Raw genomic sequence first — 19,533 nt, 5'->3', positions numbered from 1 at the left:
TTTCTAGCTGTTATCTTATTTCATTCCAAAAGGTGATCAAAAGTAAAGAATAAGTGCTTATCAATGCATTTTTTGGTTATTAATTTTATTTATTTATTTTATGTTAGAATAATAATAAAGGAAAATAATGTAGGATTAATGATTAATCATGGATACACGTTTATTGAACGCATTTGTTGTTTTAGCGGAAACAGAACATTTTGGTGAAGCCTCATTAAAGCTTTGTATTAGCCAGCCGGCACTCACTAAACAAATAAAAACGCTGGAATCTCAATTAGGTATCACTCTTTTTCAACGTGGACGTCATGGTGCAAAATTAACGCCTGAAGGTCAGTATTTACTGAATCAATCTCAATCAGTTTTGAGAGAAGCTCGAGTTCTAGAAAAACAGGCTCGTCAATTAAGTGAACCCCAAAAAGCAGAACTTTATGCAGGATTGAGTTTATCCTCATTAAATTTTATTACACCAGTATTGGCAAAATTTAATCACGCTCACCCTGATATTACCGTCCATATTGATGATATGCCTTCTAACAAAATGGAAGATAAGTTGCTTTTAGGTGAGCTTGATCTTGCATTTTCACGCTTACCCGTTACAGCGCCATTAAAAGGTATTTCATTAGTACAAGAGCGATTGATGTTAGCAATCCCCACGCAAACTATTCGGGTGTTAGAGGTTGATGATGATCCATTACACTACTTTAATACGCTTGGGCTTATTCAGTTGGTGCCTGAAAAAGGAAAAAAACTGCATCAACAAATCGATGATTTTTTGCAGCATCATCAAATCAAACCCCGTGTATTACAGCAATCGCAAGATATTCAAACGCAGTTAGCGTTAGTTGCTGCTGGATTAGGAATGGCATTGGTGCCTAAAAATGCAGAACTTATTTGTGACAAGCAAAAAGTCACTTTATTGCCGCTATCGGGTTTGTATACACAATGGAAAATAGGTGTTATTTGGAATAATAATATTCAGAATAAAGATCGTGATATTTTTATAAAAATAATTTCTGAGGAAATAAATAAAATATAATGAATAAAAAAAGGTTTTAATTTTAATTATGATTATATTTTCAATATATAACTTATAATAAAGCTAAGATACCTAATAAATATTAATTAGTTTTAAAAGAAATAAAGATAAATAATTGCGAGTTTGTTCACAAAAATAAACATGGAATATTTGTTGTTTTTTTATGTGTTTAAATAAAAAATTAAGTTAAATCATTTAATTAATTTAATTCTCCTCATATAAGTAGGGTTAATTAAAATCTTTTTAATTAAAATGTGTTATTTACAATAAAAACGATTTATTTAATATTACCTACGCCAGAAACAGCAAGCTTTATATTCGAAAGTGAAGCTGTAAAGATAAAATATGAATATCTCTGTAAGTGGCTACTTGTTATTTATAATAAGTAGCCACACCCTCAAACAAATAATATGGAAATTATTATGAAGAAACTGAATAAATTAATGGGTGCACTGTTTATATTAATGGGCACTCATGCTGTACAAGCAGAAATCCATTCTAATCAAAGCGGGCCATTAACGACGATGGAAGTGGGGGCAAGTGATCCCATGCAACATGGCAATCATCAAATGCCAGGTGGAGAACCGGGTGTTGGTATTAGTACCGTAGGAGGTGGAAAAAAAATTGGTTTTGCTTCGCTAACATCAGCAAGAATGAGTGGTGGAGCGGATACTCATGGTGTTTATACTATCCAACCTAATGCTAATTCTCCTGCAAGTCACAGTAATATGGGTGTTTTTCATTTTGCTAAAATCACGGATGCTAATGTCTATTTTGGTGACTGGGCAAAAACAACATCAGCAACGGATGCGACACATCAAACCTATTATGTCGGTAAAGATGTGACAACCACATTACCGACAGATAGTGCGACTTATACGGTAACTGGTATGAGTCAATACACTGGTAGTAACCTACTTTCAGGTACGTTTGATGTTGATTTTTCACAAAAGAAAATCGAAGGTTCATTAGCGAATAGCCAACGCACAGTTGAGTTAGAAGGTGGAAATCTTTATACCGCAAATAACCAAGTAACGTTTTCTGCAGATGCGAAAGAAGGCACAACATCAGGGGTTGTTGAAGGTGCTTTCTTTGGTGAAAGCGCAGAAGTGTTAGCGGGTATTGTGGTGTTTAGTTCGGATCACACAAAAGATATCGGTTTTGGTGGTACGAAAAATAGCAGTGAAAGTGAAGAAACAACAGCAAGCACGGATGCTTCTTAATTTTTTCAAAAATAATATTATAAATTTGTTTGGTAATACAATCGGTTAATTCTTTTAAAAGTGGTATTAGTGGTCATTAAGCTAAATGTTAGCAACAGATAATCTGGTATAGGGTTATCTGTTTTTTTTTATCAAAAATAAACCAATCTTAAGGGATAGGTCGGTTTTTATTATAAGGATATACCATGAATTATTATCGACTTTTAATAAGACGGTTATTGGCTTTACTACTCATTTTATTATCATTGAATAGTATGGCGATAGAAAATAATGATAAATTATTGCGTGAGCAATTTTATAAAAGAAGTGTCGCGGAAATTGGTCAGCAACTTTATCACTATTTGCAACAACAGCAGTGGCAGAAAGCAGAAAAATTACTGCTTTATTATCAACAGCTGCCTCAATATGAAGTCTTACTTGTCAATTATGCAAAGGCGTTACTGGCACAAAACAGAGGCGATTTTTTAAATGCTGAATTTTATTATCAGCAGCAACTTAAACAAAAAGCCGATTTTATCCCAGCTCAAACAGGGCTAATTCAGCTTTATTTTCATTTGCGAGAATATAAAAAAGCACAAGTACAACTTAATCAACTGAGCAATGTGGTTGATTTATCTAAAGATATTATCCACTCTATTGAGTTTTATAGGGTTAAGTTAGCCTCTTATTTTCAAGGCCAACGTTTCTATCAACTTAGCTTCTTTTATGATGATAATATTAACCATGCTCCTGATTTACCTGAGCAAATCATCTCGCATTCCACTCAAAGAAAAATAACACTAAGAGGTGCTAAACCCATTGCATCAACAGGCCTTACTCATTATTTTTCTTTTTATCAGCCTTTTATCATTTATTCTTACCATACTTTTTCTTCTTATAATTATGTACGATATATAGATTATCACTCCCACCGTAGCGCTAATTTTTTTGCATTATATACACAATTGGGTTATCGCTATCAAAAGCCTCAATATCAATGGTTAATAACACCTTATTACGAAATAAAAAAATCACAAACTCAATATGAATATCAAGCATGGGGAAGTGAAACACAATTTTTTTATTTTTTTAATAAAAAGCAAACTATTAATTTAAGTGTAGATTATAAAATAAAGAAATATCAAGAAGCGTTAAATAATTTAAATAGTCAGCGACTTAGTTATAGTGCTAATCATAACTATTATTTAAATAATAGAGTTCATTTAGTTAATCAATTAAATTATCAATTAGGTCGTAAAAAAAACACTTTATTAAATTATCAGCTGTATGGTATAAAAATAGGTGTTTATTATCCATTGTTAGAAGATTGGCATATATCTCTTTTTTTACAGTATCAATTTAAACACTTTAATAACTATAACCCTTTATTAAAAAAGAGAAGAAAAGATAATAGCTTTGTTTTTACAACCAATATTAAAAATAAATCACCCTTTATTTTAGGGTTTTATCCCGCAATAGAATTACGTTATACCCGAAGATTAAGCAATGTGGATTGGTTATATCAGTATCAGCAACATGAAGTGTTATTTAAATTAGAAAAACAATTTTAATTAAATAAGTTACTTCCTTTATCAATTGAATAGGTAAAACAATGCATATAATGCTTTTTAGAAAGCGGAAAATTGTTTCAATCTTCGTTTCTCTCTCGCTATTTTCCCCGTGTTTTTATCTGCAAGCCAAAGAAGATAAAACCGATCTTGGTCATATTCAGATTTCAGATAATAAAGAAAAAGATAAACAAGGGTATGCTCAAGTTTATGAAAAAGATGTCTCTAATGTTTATTTAGGCAAAGAACTATTAGAGCGTTATCAAGGGGTATCGCCAGCGGACTTACTAAAAAGCGCAATTGGAGTTTATAGTGGTGAAGCGCGTAATGGTGGGGCGCTTGATCCAAATATTCGCGGTATTCAAGGGCAAGGGCGAATTCCTGTTACTGTTGATGGGACAGAGCAAGCGATTACCGTTTATCGTGGTTATAGTGGTGCCTCTAATCGTAACTATATTGATTCTAATTTGATTAGTAGTATCTATATTGAAAAAGGCCCTTCATTAACCCCAGATATGAAAACAGGGATTGGTGGCGGTATAGCCATAAAAACCTTAGATATTCGTGATATTGTGCCTATCGGTGACTCTTTTGGTATTAATTTTAAAGGAGATATTAGTAATAACGCTACACGGTATAAAGAAGTTTATACAAATATGATTGAAGATTATCGCTATTATCCGAAATTCTATCAGCAAAATGCTTACATTATTGATCCTGCCTTAGAAATCACCCCTCAAAAAAGTAAAATACAAAACTTTCAAGATTATTCATTTCGTCTTGGGGTAGGTTTTGAAAAAGAAAAATTTAATTTATTATTTGCTTATGCATTACGAGAAAAAGGAAATTACTTTGCAGGAAAGAGAAATGCTAGAAATTATAGTGAAACAGATAAGGATTTACTTGAATCAGTTCATGTAAAAGATGGGGGAAGAAACTTTGAGCCTTATTTGCCTTTTATTGCTCATATTTATCGCCCAAATAATGAAGCACCGAACACTTCCAATCGCAGTCGCTCTATTTTAGTTAAGGGAACATTATTTCCTGAATCAATGCACCGTTTTTCCATTAATTACCGATACACAGATTTACTGTTTGGCGATATTATGCCATCACGTTTAAGTTGGGTTCGCTATGATAAAAATTTGGTAAATCAATGGCCGTTAGGAAATATTACACAACAAGCAGGAGTATTAACTTATCAATATAAACCAGAAGATAAACAAGCAGATTTATTATTAAGATTGTGGGGAAATTTAACCACAGGACATACCAATACTCGTGGTGGTAAGCCAAGAGAGCCAAAAAAAGTTGATTCGTTTGCTAATAGAAATACCGAATGGGAACTCAGTTATGATACTGGATTTATTGATACTTCTTCTCTGTATCAAGAAAATAACCGTTACGGTATTGATTTATCTTCGATATTTAAATTATCACCCCAATTTTCCATTTCATTCTCCAGTCATTATCAATTTGAAAAATTAGATAGTGATGAATTAGACTTACCTGCAGGTTTTGATTTTGTTACCTCAGGGCGTGGCGGGCAACGTCATGAAATTAATTTAGCCCTTTCCACAGATTGGAAACCGCTTTCTTGGTTAGCCATTACTGCTGGCGGCAAATATCACTATTATCACTTAACAGATACTTTTTTAAATAATAAGCGGAAAAATAAAGTAAAGGGTTATGAGAGAACGCCTTCTGTTAGAGGATATATCGTAAGATATAACAGAACATTGACACAGGAAGAGTGTTATTTAATTGGTGCTCTATGTGGAATTACGGAAAAACAATTACCAGAAAAATATAAAAGAATAATGGGAAATTCTGAACTTAGAGAAAAAAGAAGGGGAGTACAAGAATATAAATTAACTCATCCAGACTATGAAGAATTACCTGATAATATAAAAAAAGAAATTAATCGTATAATAAAAACTTCAAAACAAGTACATTTTGAAAATAAAGAATATCTCCGAGATGAAAATGAAAATATTGTGGTTAACTCTACTACAATGATCCCAATGAAAACAGAGTTATTATATTGGGGGTTTGATGAAAATGGAGAGTTATTAAAAAGTAATAATATTTTGTTAAACGGTTATCTTAATATGGATGAAAAAGTAGTTCACCCAATTACAGGTAAATGGGTTAATAAATATGAAATGGGTGTGACAAAGCCAATCCCTATTTATCTTGATGATGATAAAGATAATTTTGCACCGGAGCCTAGCTATCAGCATGGGGCATTTTCACCTCTAGTTTCTGCGACGGTGTATGCCAACGAGATATTACGTTTTTATGGGCGTTATACTGAGCAACTGCGATTACCTAATTTATTTGAAGACACCAGTGGTTTTTCAGGGTCAAAAGCCCGTTATTACGGCTTTAAATTAAAACCAGAACGAGCCAAAAGTACAGAGTTTGGTGTTGTGTTTGATTTGACCGATTGGCTTAATATAGAGCGCCATGCTGATATTAAAATAAATTATTTTTATACCAATATTGAAAATGTGTTTGATAGAGATGCTAATTGGCAAATTAGGCAATTTGAAAAGCAAAAATTAGAAGGGTTGGAAGTTCAAGCACGTTTTGATAACGGTTTTATTTTTATGAATACTGCTCTTGTGTACAGTCATAAAAATAAGGTGTGCGATAAAAATGCCTTTAGTAACTATGATCCTTCTGGGTTATTAGGGATTAAAGAGTGTATGACGGGTGGTTATCCTGGAGGTTTTTTACGTACTTCTATTCAACCTAAATATTCAGTTAATTTACATTTAGGGACTCGTTGGCTAGATAATAAATTAGAAGTTGGAAGCCGTTGGCTCTATTCATCAGAAGTAGAAAATAAAGATGAAAAATGGCTAAAAGAAAAGTTACCAAGAGACATGTACGGTCAAAATAATAACCCGATGCGTTGGGCAAAAGTTTTTACCGTTGATGCCTATATTAACTATCAATATAGTCCTAATTTATCTTTTGAAATAACGGGCAGTAATTTATTAAACGAATATTACATTGATCCATTAACGCGATCAGGTATGCCTGCACCAGGAAGAACGTTCCGATTAGGTGTGACTGCACAATTTTAATTAAAAGAGAGTAAGGAGCTTTTATTTATGTTGGCACTTTCTGTCAGGCATCCGTTTAATATTTATTATTGGCTAATAGGGATATCGTTAGTTTATATCGCCATATTAAGTTGGGTGTTACGTTCACTTTCTATGACAGAAAGTGCGCACCATATTCATCAGCAACAAGAAAATACATTATCTGTCTATCAAGTGGTATTTTCACCACCTCAACAATCGACAGTCGTGCCGGAGCCTTTAGTGGAAACGGAACCTCAAGAAACGCCCATTGTTTTACCCAGTGCAGAAAAAGGAGAGTTTGTTGAAGCACCAAAGAAAATACCTGAAAAACCCAAAGAAAAACCTATACCCATAAAACCAATCACACCAGTGAAAAAGCCTGTGGTACAAAAAAAAGTAGAGCCAATAAAACAGCGTGATTTAGAAAACCAAATAGCACAAACGACATCTGAATCATCGGCAGAAAGCTTAACGCAACATACTGCAAGCTCGTTAGCAGGAAGAAGTCACGCATTAAGCGAGAAAGGGATAGGGCAAGGTGAATCTGACAATCACTATATTAGTTCACTGCGTCGAGAAATAGAGCGCCATAAACGTTATCCCTCACAAGCGCGTCGCATGCAACATGAAGGTCAGGTAGTGGTGAGTTTTTCACTAACATCAGAAGGTGCGGTTTCAAGGGTTGAGATAGAAAGTACTTCAGGTATTTCTTCTCTTGATAATGCGGCCATTGCGGCGGTTAAACGCGTAAAACCCATTGGCCCTAAACCCGAAGGCCTATTGAACCCTTTAATTGTTGCATTAGATTTTCAATTAAATTAATGAGCTAACGAAAACACCTAAGCGTGATTTTGACTTAGGTGTTTTTATTAGAATTGATGGCTAAAACAGCACAGTAATATCCGCTAATACCGTATCAGGTTTAGAAAAGTGTAAATAAAAATAAAGATTGGATTCGTTTTCACGTATGAATAAATAGTCTAATTCAAGCTGATAAGTACGAAAATAGGCTTTGTTATTTGTTACTGGATGATTAAGTAGAGGCGTTATTTTATAAACGACATTGTCCTGATTTAGGCCAAGTGAAAATGTATTTGAAGCAATTAAGGTACCGTTAATGGCATTACCTGTTCTCACTGAAACCGAAAGTGACTGTTCACTTTCAGCTGCGCACTGTAATAACACCTTCATTTTTTGTGAATTATCTGTTTTTCCAATAGTTTCTTCTGAAGGCAAGCAAAAATAGGCTTCTTGATTTAACAAAATACAATTTTTACCTACCAGCATATCACTATACCCATACTGAGCTTTACTTAGTTGCGTATCAAACCCATGATTTAAATCCAGTTCGTAACTTTTTTGTGGTATTGGTAAGTGGTTTTTAGTTTCTAGCGTAAGAGATGCATAACCGTCATAAAAACGGAATATAGGTGCCGATTCTGTTAGCCAAGCACCAGAATCATCATGGCATTGTTTGCCATTATGTCGGCTTAAATAAAGGTTTACGCCATTAAAACAGTAACCAGGAATATTGAGATAAGACTTGTTCTCGCGACCGCCTTGACCAATGGTAAAACTATTATTGTTTACGTCATCAAGTACCATATAGTGTAATGCGCCCCAAGGGGTGTCAGAAATATAACGTACAGAAGGTAAAATTTGATTGGGTGATAAATATGACTTACTGCTATCTGGCGTAAAAAAGGTTTCTGTTTTTAATACATCACGGCTATCACCGGTTACACCATAACAGCCTTCATATTGAGAACTATCTGCTATTTTTTCAATACTTAAGTAGTTGTGTTTAATACGAATAACGGCATCAATATGAGAATAGGTTTCGATACTCTGTAACATTGATGTTCGGTGTAATATATCTTTGCCTATATCAAAATAAGCTTTGTAATAGCTGATTTTAGGATCATGGCTATAATCGTTTCCATATAGCTCTAAGCTATTCCAACGAGAAAAAGGAGTGTTAAATTCGATTTCAAAACTCTTTTTTATCCAAGTCTGATAAAAAGATAATCCTGATATATAAATACCAGATAAAAAGGTATTACTTTTATTGTAATCATCTTTAAATACACCAGAGGTTTGCTGATAAATTGTAGTGTGAATAGCACTATTAAATTTATCTATACTTTCTCTTAATGTTTTTAGATTGCTTTTAAAGTAATTATCACTTAACTCGAGTTTATCTTTATTGGTGAGAATATCGTAGTGTGCCGCAACAAAAAGGGCGCAACAGTGACAATAAAAAGGTAAGCCTGCTGATTGCGCTAAATTTAATACTAAGGGTTGTTGAGAAACAATAGTAGTAATGACATCATCAAAACGGTTGAGTACTTGTTCCCGTAAATCTTGTTTTTGTTGAGCCGAATAACGCATTGTGGGATCAAGATAACGAGCAAGTGAATCAGAAAATAACTGATAAACGTCAGATATTCCCTCTGTGGTAAGTTTGATTATCTTAACGTTATTATCAGCGATTTTAGCGTCAATAATACGAGAGACATGTTCGATAATTTGATTAGCTAACGAACTATCTTTCATATTTTTATTCATCAAACCAAAGAGCGCAGAGGTGATTTTTGATAATGCACCACCGACAACAGGGATTAAGCCAATAATATGCCCGATGACGGTTTGCCCTACAATCATGGGGGCATTTAAAGGATCTTGCTCATTGAATTTATCTACAATGGTGGGTAAGACATTACTGTTACGGTTAATCATATCCAACATACCTTCTTGGAGTTCTTGGTAGTCGATACAGATTAATGGCTGTGTTGCGGGTAGTGATGAAGGACTAATGGCGACTTTTAATGGGTTTAAATACATAACAAACGCTCCTTGTTTAAAATTAGTTCCATTGTTCGATTAATTGAGGTTGTCCTGATAGTCCGTTATAAACAGCAATAGAGAGTTGTGAGCCATTAACTCCAACAGATAAGTAATCCCCTTTAAATAAAGCGCCACTGTTATAAACGGGAACATCACCAAATATTTCACTACCACCATAACGGTTATCTTGCCCAACATAATGCGTATGGCCGACGAACACCGCTTTCACGCCATAATGCTCAAGCATATATTTAAAGAATGAGAGTTCTTCTTGTGAGGAGTTTTCAGGAAAATGTTGGTGACCATCATGAAAGTTTAAAATAATAGTTTTATTGCGATTCCGTGCTTGGATTAAATCTTTTTCTAACCAATCAATAGAGTCTGTCACATTAATAGTCGATGCTGCCCAGTGGTCGAGTACGACATGATAAGTGGGATAATTTTGTAATTGGACAAAATGAATATCACCATATTCCCACGAATACGCTTTACTGCCTGAATATTCGCTACTGTCATATCTAAAATTACCTGAAGTCGAATAACCACGGTATTCTTCAATACGATAATGCATATCAAATACCATGCCTCGCGCACAAGCATTCATACTTAAATCAGAATTACTGGGTTCAGAGCAATCACCCACGTTATTTTGATAATCGTGATTACCAAGACCAACATAAGTAATAAACCCTAAGGGGGAAGGGGCAAAAAAAGAGCGAAAACTTTCACGTTGATAACGGCGACCAAACTCTGTCAAATCACCATTAATAATGCCAAAAACAAAAGATTTTTCATGGTGTAATAATTGAATACTATCCCTTACTTTTTTTATCGTTGATTCCCAACGAGATTGATCATCATTAGGATCATTATTATCTAAGTCTAGCCTCCAAGGCTGAGGATCTGACATCACGATAATATTGTAGTTTGTTGATTGTGTTGCACTCATAATTAATTTCCTTTTAAATGTGTTTTTCTCCCTTTATTTTTTGACGGAAATTTAAAATAAGCACAATATTAAATATTGTTAGTTAATTATAATTTTAATAACAAATGTCTTTATTTTTATCATTTTAAATGACCAATATATGATTTTTTAAATATAAATTATCTTCTAATTAAATTAATTTAAAATATCAATATTAGCGCTTATGGATATACCTTAGATTGATTTTAGATAATGTCTTTTGAGGAGATAAAAAAGCGGCTTTAGCATGACTAAACACCGCTTTTAGATTTGCGTTAGCATAAATAAATTACGCTGTTTTCGGCCATTTATTGGCAACCCAAAGCCCACTCATTTTCATCGAATAACCAAATAAAACACCAACGATTAATGAAGGGATAGTTTGAGCTAAATCCCCTTGTGCTGCAAATATTGTACATGCCCCAATAAATGTACCGGGGATATAAGCAAGTAATGCACTTTTAGCTTGAATACACATCACAAAGGCAATAACACCTGTTACTGCATACCCAAAAATAGATATATCACTAAAGACTTGGCTACCATAAATAATCGCCAATGCCCAAATTACGCCACTCATAATGGTTGCCATAGTAACGGCTAATCCTTTAATACCCTCTTTAGGATAAGCAAAATAGGCGGTACAACCTAAAAAGCCAGCCCAGCTTAATAAGTCAAATTGATTAGCAACAAATGCCCAAATGGCAGAAAGAATGCCTGTTGTCAGTGCAGTAAAGTAAAGCGTTCTCACGATAGACTCTTAAATAAAAGGGGGATATTTACCCAGTTAACTAAAAACGAAGTTTAGCATTATCATTAGTTGATTTACTATATTTAGATCATTAAAAAGCATAATTAAGATGCGTATTTATGCGATATTTAAAATCTATTTTTATTAGAAAAAATAAAGAAGATAAAGTAAACGTTTGCGTTGTTGAAATAATTAGTTAATTAGCAAACAAATAAACAATTATTATTTATTAATATGAATATAAAAGGTAAAAAGAAAATAAGTGAATTCTTTTTAATTTGCTCTTTGTTGAAAAAATTCGTTACCAAGTGCAATGTCGATCGCTTATTATTTACCTGCTATAACCGTTAAAAGCATATTTACACGGTATAGCAGGTCAATCTTAGTGAGTACTTCCCGATACAGAAACTAAAAATGTAAAACCACTCAAAGTGTTAGAAAGCTATTGGCGCAGATGTGGAGTGCAACCTTTTGTTAGGTTTTACCATGAAGAACCCTTTATTGAAAGGAACGAATCGCTTCTGGAGGTAAGTTTTTAGGGATATCTCATGCAGTAAACTCTCTTGGTATTGCGAATATTTCGAATATTGACTTTTTCGAATATTTCGGATAATGTTGTGATGTACTGATTTGTATAATCTAAATTTGAAACTAGAGAGAAATACGATGAATACTATTACAAAATTACCAAGCGCTGAAGAAATTGCGCTGGCTAAGCTTGGTAGTCAAGAGTTGTCAGCCGTAATGGAAACCAATGGCGGAGCTCAAAGGATCAATGTTATCGATAAATTAGGTAAGACTCATGAAGTCATGATCCCATCAAGTGCATTAAATATGATGATTGAGGTGCTTACTCAATTAGGTCAGGGTAACTCTGTTAGCATTACACCCATTCATGCTGAACTAACAACGCAAGAAGGTGCTGACATGCTAAATATGTCTCGTCCTACATTTATTAAGCTGTTAGATTCTAAAGAGATCCCGTTTAGTCGCACAGGTAACCGTAGGAAGGTAGCCTATGCTGACCTTATGGAATACAAAAACCGTTTAGAAGAAAACCGACTGGCAGCTCTTGCTGAACTATCCGCATTAGATCAAGAAATGGATATGGGATATTAATGACATCATATACGGTGATTTTAGACGCATGTGTTATGTATCCTGCTCCGCTTCGCAGTTACCTAATGTATTTATCCAACACTGGGCTATTCAGAGCACGATGGACAGAGCAAATACATGATGAATGGATTCGTAATCTTATCAAGAACAACCCAGATGCCGATCTTGGGCGGCTAGAAAGAACCAAGCAGTTAATGAACGCTCATGTACCTGACTGCTTAGTTGAAGGTTATGAGTCATTGGTTGATGGTTTAACCTTGCCAGACATTGATGATAGACATGTTGTTGCCGCTGCTATTAAAGGACGAGCGGAGTCTATCATCACCTTCAATCTAAAAGACTTCCCTACAACGGAGCTTGATCCGCTAGGTCTTTCTGCAATACATCCAGATGAGTTTTTATGTGATATGTTTGAGCTAGATAGCAGTGCTTGCGTCAAGGCTGCCCAGCAACAACGAGGTTCGTTGAAAAGACCACCAATGACTCAAGATGAGTTTTTAGCTTGCTTGCAAAAGCAGAAACTTCCAAGTTTCGTCTCAAAATTAAAGAACTTTAAGCTTATGCTTTAATAGAAATAGTTTTATAATCAAGATCACCAAGCATGTTTGATCAAAATACGACTCACAGATTGAAAAGCAATCAAAAAAAACATTTCTTTATATCATCAGGGCGTTCCGATGATAGCGGTGGGATACTTACTTTATCAAAAAGCCACCGAAAAGTGATTTTATGATGAACTTGACGGCTCTATCAGCTTGACTGGGAGGAAATAGGGATCAACTTTTAGTAAAACGGAATAAAAGTATGTGAAATGCAGTAAAACCGCTTCGTAATCAAAAATAAATAATTTTCATTGAAAACAACTAATTATTTTGATTTGTTTTGAAGGATTTCACCACATTTCTCTGATTGATGAGTTACTTTACTTCCCAATACAGAAACTAGAGAAAATACGGCCTAATAAGTCATCAGAGGTAAATTCACCAGTGATTTCACTTAACGCTTGTTGAGCTAGTCTTAACTCTTCTGCCAATAATTCACCTGATTTTGCATAAACCAATTGTTCATGACCTTGCTGTAAGTGCTCTGCTGCGGTATTTAAGGCTTGTAAGTGGCGACGACGCGCTAAGAAACCACCTTCAGTATTACTATTAAAACCCATAGCTTCTTTTAGGTGATCGCGCAGCAATTCAATACCCATTCCATCGCGTGCGGATAAGCGGATCATCGGGTAATTACCTTGAGCCGTGATCTCAACATTCTCACCCGTTAAGTCTGATTTATTACGAATAACAGTAACAGGCAAGGTATTTGGTAAACGAGCCATAAATTCAGGCCAGATATCTTCAGGGGTTGTTGCATCAGTTGTGGTGCTATCAACCATAAATAACACTCTGTCTGCTTGCTCAATCTCTTTCCAAGCACGCTCAATACCAATACGTTCAACTTCATCACTGGCTTCACGTAAACCCGCTGTATCGATAATATGCAAAGGCATACCATCGATATGAATATGTTCACGCAATACATCACGCGTTGTACCAGCAATATCCGTAACAATCGCCGCGTCTCTGCCTGCTAATGCATTCAATAAGCTTGATTTACCCGCATTAGGGCGACCCGCGATAACTACTTTCATCCCTTCACGCAGTAAGCTGCCTTGGCGTGCTTGAGCCCGAACATCATCTAATTCTGCAATAACAGCGTTAAGTTTTCCTTCAATGATACCGTCAGAAAGAAAATCAATTTCTTCATCAGGGAAATCAATGGCCGCTTCAACATAGATGCGTAAGTGAGTTAATGACTCTACCATCTCGTTAATATGAGAGGAGAATGCACCTTGTAATGAATTAATCGCTGAACGTGCCGCTTGTTCTGAGCTGGCATCTATTAAATCAGCAATGGCTTCGGCTTGTGCTAAGTCGAGTTTGTCGTTTAAGAATGCGCGTTCAGAAAATTCACCTGGATTGGCAATCCGCACACCAGGAATTTGTAAGATACGTTTTAGTAATAAATCCAGAATAACGGGGCCGCCATGACCTTGTAGTTCTAGAACATCTTCGCCTGTAAATGAGTGCGGATTTGGGAAGAAAAGAGCGATACCCTGATCAAGCACGGAGTTATCATCATTGCGAAATGGCAGATAATCGGCATAACGAGGTTTAGGTAATTTACCTAAGACAGTTTGTGCCACAAGTGCTGCTTTAGGGCCAGAAACGCGTAGGATACCAACACCGCCTCTTCCCGGAGGTGTGGCCTGAGCGACGATAGTATCAGTGCTATGCATGGTGTACTCGCTTAATCAGAATAATCATATCAATATAAAAAAACAGAAGGCGGTCATTGTAGACCGCCTTCGCTATTTTATGTCACTTTCCTTTGAATGTAACCAAGGAAGAGGTTTTTCCTCATGTGACCTTATTTTTTGTCTCTGCTGTGTAAGCCACGTTTTTCCAGACCGCGGTAAATTAACTGCTGCTGGATAATGGTCACTAAGTTACTGACGATATAGTACAGAACCAGACCTGATGGGAACCACAGGAAGAATACAGTAAACACAACCGGCATAAAGGTCATGATTTTTTGTTGCATCGGATCAGTCACTGCTGTAGGAGACAGTTTCTGAATGATGAACATTGTCACACCCATTAATAATGGCAGGATGTAGTACGGATCTTGCGCAGATAAGTCTTGGATCCATAACATAAATGGCGCATGACGTAATTCAACAGAGCCCATCAGCATGTAATACAACGCAAGGAAGATTGGCATCTGGATAATTAGTGGTAAACAACCACCCAGAGGATTCACTTTCTCTTGTTTGTATAACGCCATCATTTCTTGGCTCATACGTTGTTTGTCATCACCAATACGTTCACGCAGTGCAGCCAGTTTTGGTTGCAGTAAACGCATTTTCGCCATGGAGGTGTACTGCGCTTTAGTCAGCGGGTACATGATACCACGAACGATAAAGGTGATCATGATGATGGAGAAGCCCCAGTTACCGATAAAGCTGTGAAGGAATTTCAGCAGTTTAAACAGTGGTTGAGAGATAAACCATAACCAACCGTAGTCTACAGATAGGTCTAAATGTGGCGCAATGGCTGACATTTCTGATTGAATTTCAGGACCAACCCATAATGTTGAGCTGATATCAGCACTGCTATTTGGTGCAATTGTCACTGGTGCTGATTTATAACCAATCAGAGCAATAGATTTGTTTTCTAAAGTGATTGAGTAGAAGCTATTGTTCTGACTCTCTTTAGAAGGAACCCATGCTGTTGCAAAGTATTGTTGTAACATTGCAACCCAACCATTGTTGGTGGTTATAGATAAGTTTTTATCTTCGATATCACCAAAGCTGTATTTTTTATAGTTGGTTTCATCTGATGAGTATGCCGCACCACGATAAGTGTGTAGCGCAAAGTTGCTGCTACCTGTATCACGGCTTTCTGGCAATTTAACAGATTGTTTTAACTGACCGTAGAAGTTCATGGTCAATGTTTTATCTGTTGTATTCTCAATTTTGTAATCAATACCGATATCGTACTGACCTTTCTTCAGAATGAAGGTTTTGACGAATTTTACGCCTTCTTCATTTACGAAAGTCATAGGTACGCGTAATTCATCTTGATTTTCACCAAGTACGAATTCATTTTTATCAGCACTATAAACTGGGCGAGATTTCTGATCTGGACCATCTGGGCCGATTAAGCCACTTTGAGCCTGATACAGGAATTGTGGTGTAGTTTCCAGTAAACGGAAAGGTGTTGTCGAATTAAGCTCGGCGGGATAGGCTAACAAATCAGCCTCATCGATAGTACCGCCCTGAGTATTGATGCGAAGATCAAGTACGTCAGTTTTTACGGTAATCAATTTTGCCTGCTCATTGCTGTTACCAGTTACAGCAAGACTATCACTGCTTGGCACGTCCGCTTGTTGCGAGACCTGTGCGGTAGTGGTGGTGTTTTGTGAAACTTTATCACCCTCCCACTGCTGCCAGATCAGGAAAGAAACGAACAGCAAAGCGATGAATAGAAGATTGCGTTGCGAATCCATCGTTAATTTTCTCTGTTATCGTCGTTTTTTCTAGGTGGGACAGGATCATCACCACCTTCGTGTAAAGGGTGGCATTTTAATATGCGTTTCACTGTTAACCAACTACCTTTTATCATTCCAAACCTGCGCAATGCCTCAATTCCGTAATGAGAGCACGTAGGATTAAAACGACAACGAGGCCCCAACAGAGGACTAATCCCCAGTTGATAGCCCCTAATCAGCAAGATCAGGACTTTTGAGCCAAGCGACAATGACGACGCCATAATTTACCCAACACTTCCGTCAATTGATGGTTATCAAGTTCAGCAACCCCTTTTCTTACTAATAGCACAAAATCCATCGGCGGTAATTCATGCTGATGTAAACGAAAGTATTCACGGGCTAATCGTTTAATACGATTGCGCTCATGAGCACGTTTAACGTTTTTCTTTGCGATTGTTAGACCGATGCGGGGATGCCCCAGCTCATTCTGGCGACCCAAAATAGTAACTTCTGGAGAACTCGCACGTTGTGGCTGCTGGAAAACAAAATTGAAATGCTTGGGAGTTAACAAACGTAACTCCCTTGGAAAAGCGAGCTTAACCACGGAATGGTTAGCTTTTATTATTTCGAAGAAACGGTCAGACGAGCGCGGCCTTTCGCACGACGGCGAGCCAGAACCTGACGACCATTTTTAGTGGCCATACGAGCGCGGAAGCCGTGGTTACGGTTGCGCTTCAGTACAGACGGTTGAAAAGTGCGTTTCATGGCGATTTCTACCTACTTAATATAATTACTGATTCAGCAAATGCGTTGACAGACAGGCGTGCAATAAATAAACAAACCAGTACTTCAATCGCAGCATCAATGATGGAAAGATGCGGGATTGTAATAAAATCACTCAAATGCGTCAATGAAGATGACGCTTTAAGTACCGATTTTTGTCGTCTTTTTTAGCAAACCCGATAATCAATCCTGACTTATGCGCAACGAGTACGCTTATTAGCGACCTAAAAAAGTCTTAATAAGTGACTTTGTTGGTACAAGCACGCAGGGTGCAAGATTATACGGACTCACGGTGAAAGCGCAAGGATCTTTAGCGGATCAAATGAGAGATATTTGATCACTTACTATAAGAAAGAGATATTTATGCAAAGAGAAAGTTATCCCCAATTGCTATTTGTAGGACGACTCAAGTACACTAGAACGCCTTTGCATATTTCATTTGGTGAATTATCACAAATCGGCAAGCCTGTGGATAAAAACCATAAAAACTGTGCAAAAGAAAGAGGATCTTCGTTTCATTTTGCGATATGATCCCCCGTCACGATCAGAATAGCCAGTCTGCGATCGTGAGTCACGATGTAAAAAAATCGTTGTCACCAAGAGTTGTTCCTTATTAAGAATTGAAGAGGAACGGTGTTGTGCACTTTGTATTTAGGCGCACAGTGTTTAACTGCATTTTTCCTGTTTATTTTTTAGTCTTGTTTTTTTAGGGGAGTTCGCCGTGTCACTTTCGCTTTGGCAGCATTGTCTTGCCCGATTGCAGGATGAGTTACCTGCCACTGAATTTAGTATGTGGATACGTCCCTTGCAGGCAGAACTAAGCGATAATACGCTGGCGCTGTATGCACCTAATCGTTTTGTCTTAGATTGGGTGAGAGAAAAATACATTAATAATATCAACGCATTATTAGTGGATTTTTGTGGCTCTGAAGTCCCTTCTTTACGTTTTGAAGTGGGTAATAAACCCGCATCTGCACGTACTACAGAAAGTATTCCTAAAGCTGTTGTACATCCGACAGTGAATACCGCTCCAACACATAGTCAGCCTGTTCGTCCTAGTTGGGATAATCAACCGGTATCTCAGCTGCCTGAACTCAATTATCGTTCTAACGTTAACCCTAAACATAAGTTTGATAACTTCGTTGAAGGTAAGTCAAACCAGTTAGCAAGAGCAGCGGCAAGACAAGTTGCTGATAACCCAGGTGGAGCTTATAACCCACTCTTTTTATATGGTGGAACAGGGCTTGGTAAAACGCACTTGTTACACGCCGTGGGTAACAGCATTATGGAACGCAAAGCGAATGCAAAAGTCGTGTATATGCATTCTGAACGATTCGTACAAGATATGGTAAAAGCATTACAAAATAATGCGATAGAAGACTTTAAACGCTATTACCGTTCTGTGGATGCACTATTAATTGATGACATTCAATTTTTCGCCAATAAAGAGCGTTCACAAGAAGAATTTTTTCATACCTTTAACGCATTGTTAGAGGGAAATCAGCAAATTATTTTAACGTCAGACCGTTATCCTAAAGAGATAAATGGTGTTGAAGACAGATTAAAATCACGCTTTGGTTGGGGATTAACGGTTGCTATTGAGCCACCTGAACTTGAAACCCGAGTGGCGATTTTGATGAAAAAAGCGGATGAAAACCAAATTCAGTTACCTGACGAAGTGGCTTTTTTTATTGCTAAAAGACTTCGTTCTAACGTCCGTGAGCTTGAAGGTGCATTAAACCGAGTAATTGCTAACGCAAACTTTACAGGTCGTGCGATTACTATCGACTTTGTACGTGAAGCATTACGTGATCTGCTCGCTTTGCAGGAAAAATTAGTCACTATCGATAATATTCAAAAAACGGTTGCTGAATATTATAAAATTAAAGTCGCTGATTTACTGTCAAAGCGGAGATCCCGATCGGTTGCCCGTCCGAGGCAAATGGCAATGGCGCTGGCGAAGGAATTAACAAACCACAGCTTGCCTGAAATCGGGGATGCCTTTGGTGGTCGTGATCATACAACAGTCCTTCATGCATGCCGAAAAATAGAGCAATTGCGTGAAGAAAGTCATGACATCAAAGAAGATTTTTCTAACTTAATCAGAACATTATCATCCTAGCG

General features: G+C 36.6%; 16 protein-coding genes. 8 read left to right on the top strand and 8 right to left on the bottom strand.

Annotation, left to right across the window (positions count from 1 at the left end):
- The first annotated feature begins 148 nt into the window (after positions 1–148).
- From ACNARN_RS15445 to ACNARN_RS15425, 5 genes are all read left to right on the top strand, one after another.
- Entirely contained in the window at positions 149–1,036 is an 888-nt protein-coding gene (locus ACNARN_RS15445) for a LysR family transcriptional regulator (protein ID WP_198630096.1), read from the top strand.
- A 422-nt stretch (positions 1,037–1,458) separates the two neighbouring features.
- Entirely contained in the window at positions 1,459–2,259 is an 801-nt protein-coding gene (locus ACNARN_RS15440; RefSeq protein WP_198632485.1) for a Slam-dependent surface lipoprotein, read from the top strand.
- A gap of 185 nt (positions 2,260–2,444) precedes the next feature.
- Positions 2,445–3,809, top strand: coding sequence for a surface lipoprotein assembly modifier (locus tag ACNARN_RS15435; protein ID WP_368927769.1), 1,365 nt, complete (start codon positions 2,445–2,447; stop codon positions 3,807–3,809).
- A 41-nt stretch (positions 3,810–3,850) separates the two neighbouring features.
- Positions 3,851–6,901, top strand: a complete 3,051-nt coding sequence (locus ACNARN_RS15430; RefSeq protein WP_416304647.1) for a TonB-dependent receptor domain-containing protein — start codon at positions 3,851–3,853, stop codon at positions 6,899–6,901.
- A gap of 27 nt (positions 6,902–6,928) precedes the next feature.
- Positions 6,929–7,723, top strand: coding sequence for an energy transducer TonB (locus tag ACNARN_RS15425; protein ID WP_198620289.1), 795 nt, complete (start codon positions 6,929–6,931; stop codon positions 7,721–7,723).
- 60 nt (positions 7,724–7,783) lie between these two features.
- On the opposite strand, the gene ACNARN_RS15420 is transcribed toward ACNARN_RS15425, so the two are convergent.
- From ACNARN_RS15420 to ACNARN_RS15410, 3 genes are all read right to left on the bottom strand, one after another.
- The gene (locus ACNARN_RS15420) at positions 7,784–9,745 is read right to left on the bottom strand and encodes a hypothetical protein (RefSeq protein WP_198620290.1); all 1,962 of its coding nucleotides are present in this window, start codon (positions 9,743–9,745) and stop codon (positions 7,784–7,786) included.
- 22 nt (positions 9,746–9,767) lie between these two features.
- Positions 9,768–10,697 carry a metallophosphoesterase gene (locus ACNARN_RS15415; protein WP_109373354.1) on the bottom strand — a complete coding sequence of 310 codons (930 nt, stop codon included), beginning with the start codon at positions 10,695–10,697 and terminating at the stop codon, positions 9,768–9,770.
- A 307-nt stretch (positions 10,698–11,004) separates the two neighbouring features.
- Positions 11,005–11,466 carry a DUF1097 domain-containing protein gene (locus tag ACNARN_RS15410; protein ID WP_109373355.1) on the bottom strand — a complete coding sequence of 154 codons (462 nt, stop codon included), beginning with the start codon at positions 11,464–11,466 and terminating at the stop codon, positions 11,005–11,007.
- Between the two features lie 666 nt (positions 11,467–12,132).
- Between ACNARN_RS15410 and ACNARN_RS15405 the strand changes: the two genes are divergently transcribed.
- Positions 12,133–12,585, top strand: a complete 453-nt coding sequence (locus ACNARN_RS15405) for a helix-turn-helix domain-containing protein (protein WP_416304646.1) — start codon at positions 12,133–12,135, stop codon at positions 12,583–12,585.
- Complete coding sequence (locus tag ACNARN_RS15400) at positions 12,585–13,154, top strand: PIN domain-containing protein (protein ID WP_198620291.1); 570 nt, start codon at positions 12,585–12,587, stop codon at positions 13,152–13,154. The genes ACNARN_RS15405 and ACNARN_RS15400 overlap by 1 nt, the downstream gene beginning before the upstream one ends.
- A 353-nt stretch (positions 13,155–13,507) precedes the next feature.
- On the opposite strand, the gene mnmE is transcribed toward ACNARN_RS15400, so the two are convergent.
- From mnmE to rpmH, 5 genes are all read right to left on the bottom strand, one after another.
- A complete protein-coding gene (gene mnmE, locus ACNARN_RS15395; protein WP_196533655.1) occupies positions 13,508–14,872 on the bottom strand; it encodes a tRNA uridine-5-carboxymethylaminomethyl(34) synthesis GTPase MnmE in 1,365 nt (454 codons plus the stop codon).
- Positions 14,873–15,003: 131 nt separating this feature from the next.
- Positions 15,004–16,644 carry a membrane protein insertase YidC gene (gene yidC, locus ACNARN_RS15390; RefSeq protein WP_023583364.1) on the bottom strand — a complete coding sequence of 547 codons (1,641 nt, stop codon included), beginning with the start codon at positions 16,642–16,644 and terminating at the stop codon, positions 15,004–15,006.
- A gap of 2 nt (positions 16,645–16,646) precedes the next feature.
- The gene (gene yidD, locus ACNARN_RS15385; protein WP_072070482.1) at positions 16,647–16,907 is read right to left on the bottom strand and encodes a membrane protein insertion efficiency factor YidD; all 261 of its coding nucleotides are present in this window, start codon (positions 16,905–16,907) and stop codon (positions 16,647–16,649) included.
- Complete coding sequence (gene rnpA, locus ACNARN_RS15380) at positions 16,871–17,230, bottom strand: ribonuclease P protein component (RefSeq protein WP_071788569.1); 360 nt, start codon at positions 17,228–17,230, stop codon at positions 16,871–16,873. Before rnpA ends, yidD begins: the two co-directional genes overlap by 37 nt.
- A gap of 17 nt (positions 17,231–17,247) precedes the next feature.
- On the bottom strand, positions 17,248–17,391 hold the full coding sequence (rpmH, locus tag ACNARN_RS15375; RefSeq protein WP_004246509.1) for a 50S ribosomal protein L34: 144 nt from the start codon (positions 17,389–17,391) through the stop codon (positions 17,248–17,250).
- Positions 17,392–18,130: 739 nt separating this feature from the next.
- On the opposite strand from rpmH, the gene dnaA reads away from it, so the two are divergent.
- Complete coding sequence (gene dnaA / locus ACNARN_RS15370) at positions 18,131–19,531, top strand: chromosomal replication initiator protein DnaA (RefSeq protein ID WP_311752653.1); 1,401 nt, start codon at positions 18,131–18,133, stop codon at positions 19,529–19,531.
- Positions 19,532–19,533: the final 2 nt, after the last annotated feature.

The sequence above is a fragment of the Proteus sp. TSJ240517 genome (genome assembly GCF_047921575.1).
Classification (GTDB): domain Bacteria; phylum Pseudomonadota; class Gammaproteobacteria; order Enterobacterales; family Enterobacteriaceae; genus Proteus.
Note: the sequence above shows the minus strand (reverse complement) of the source record. Positions and strands in the feature narration are given on the sequence as shown.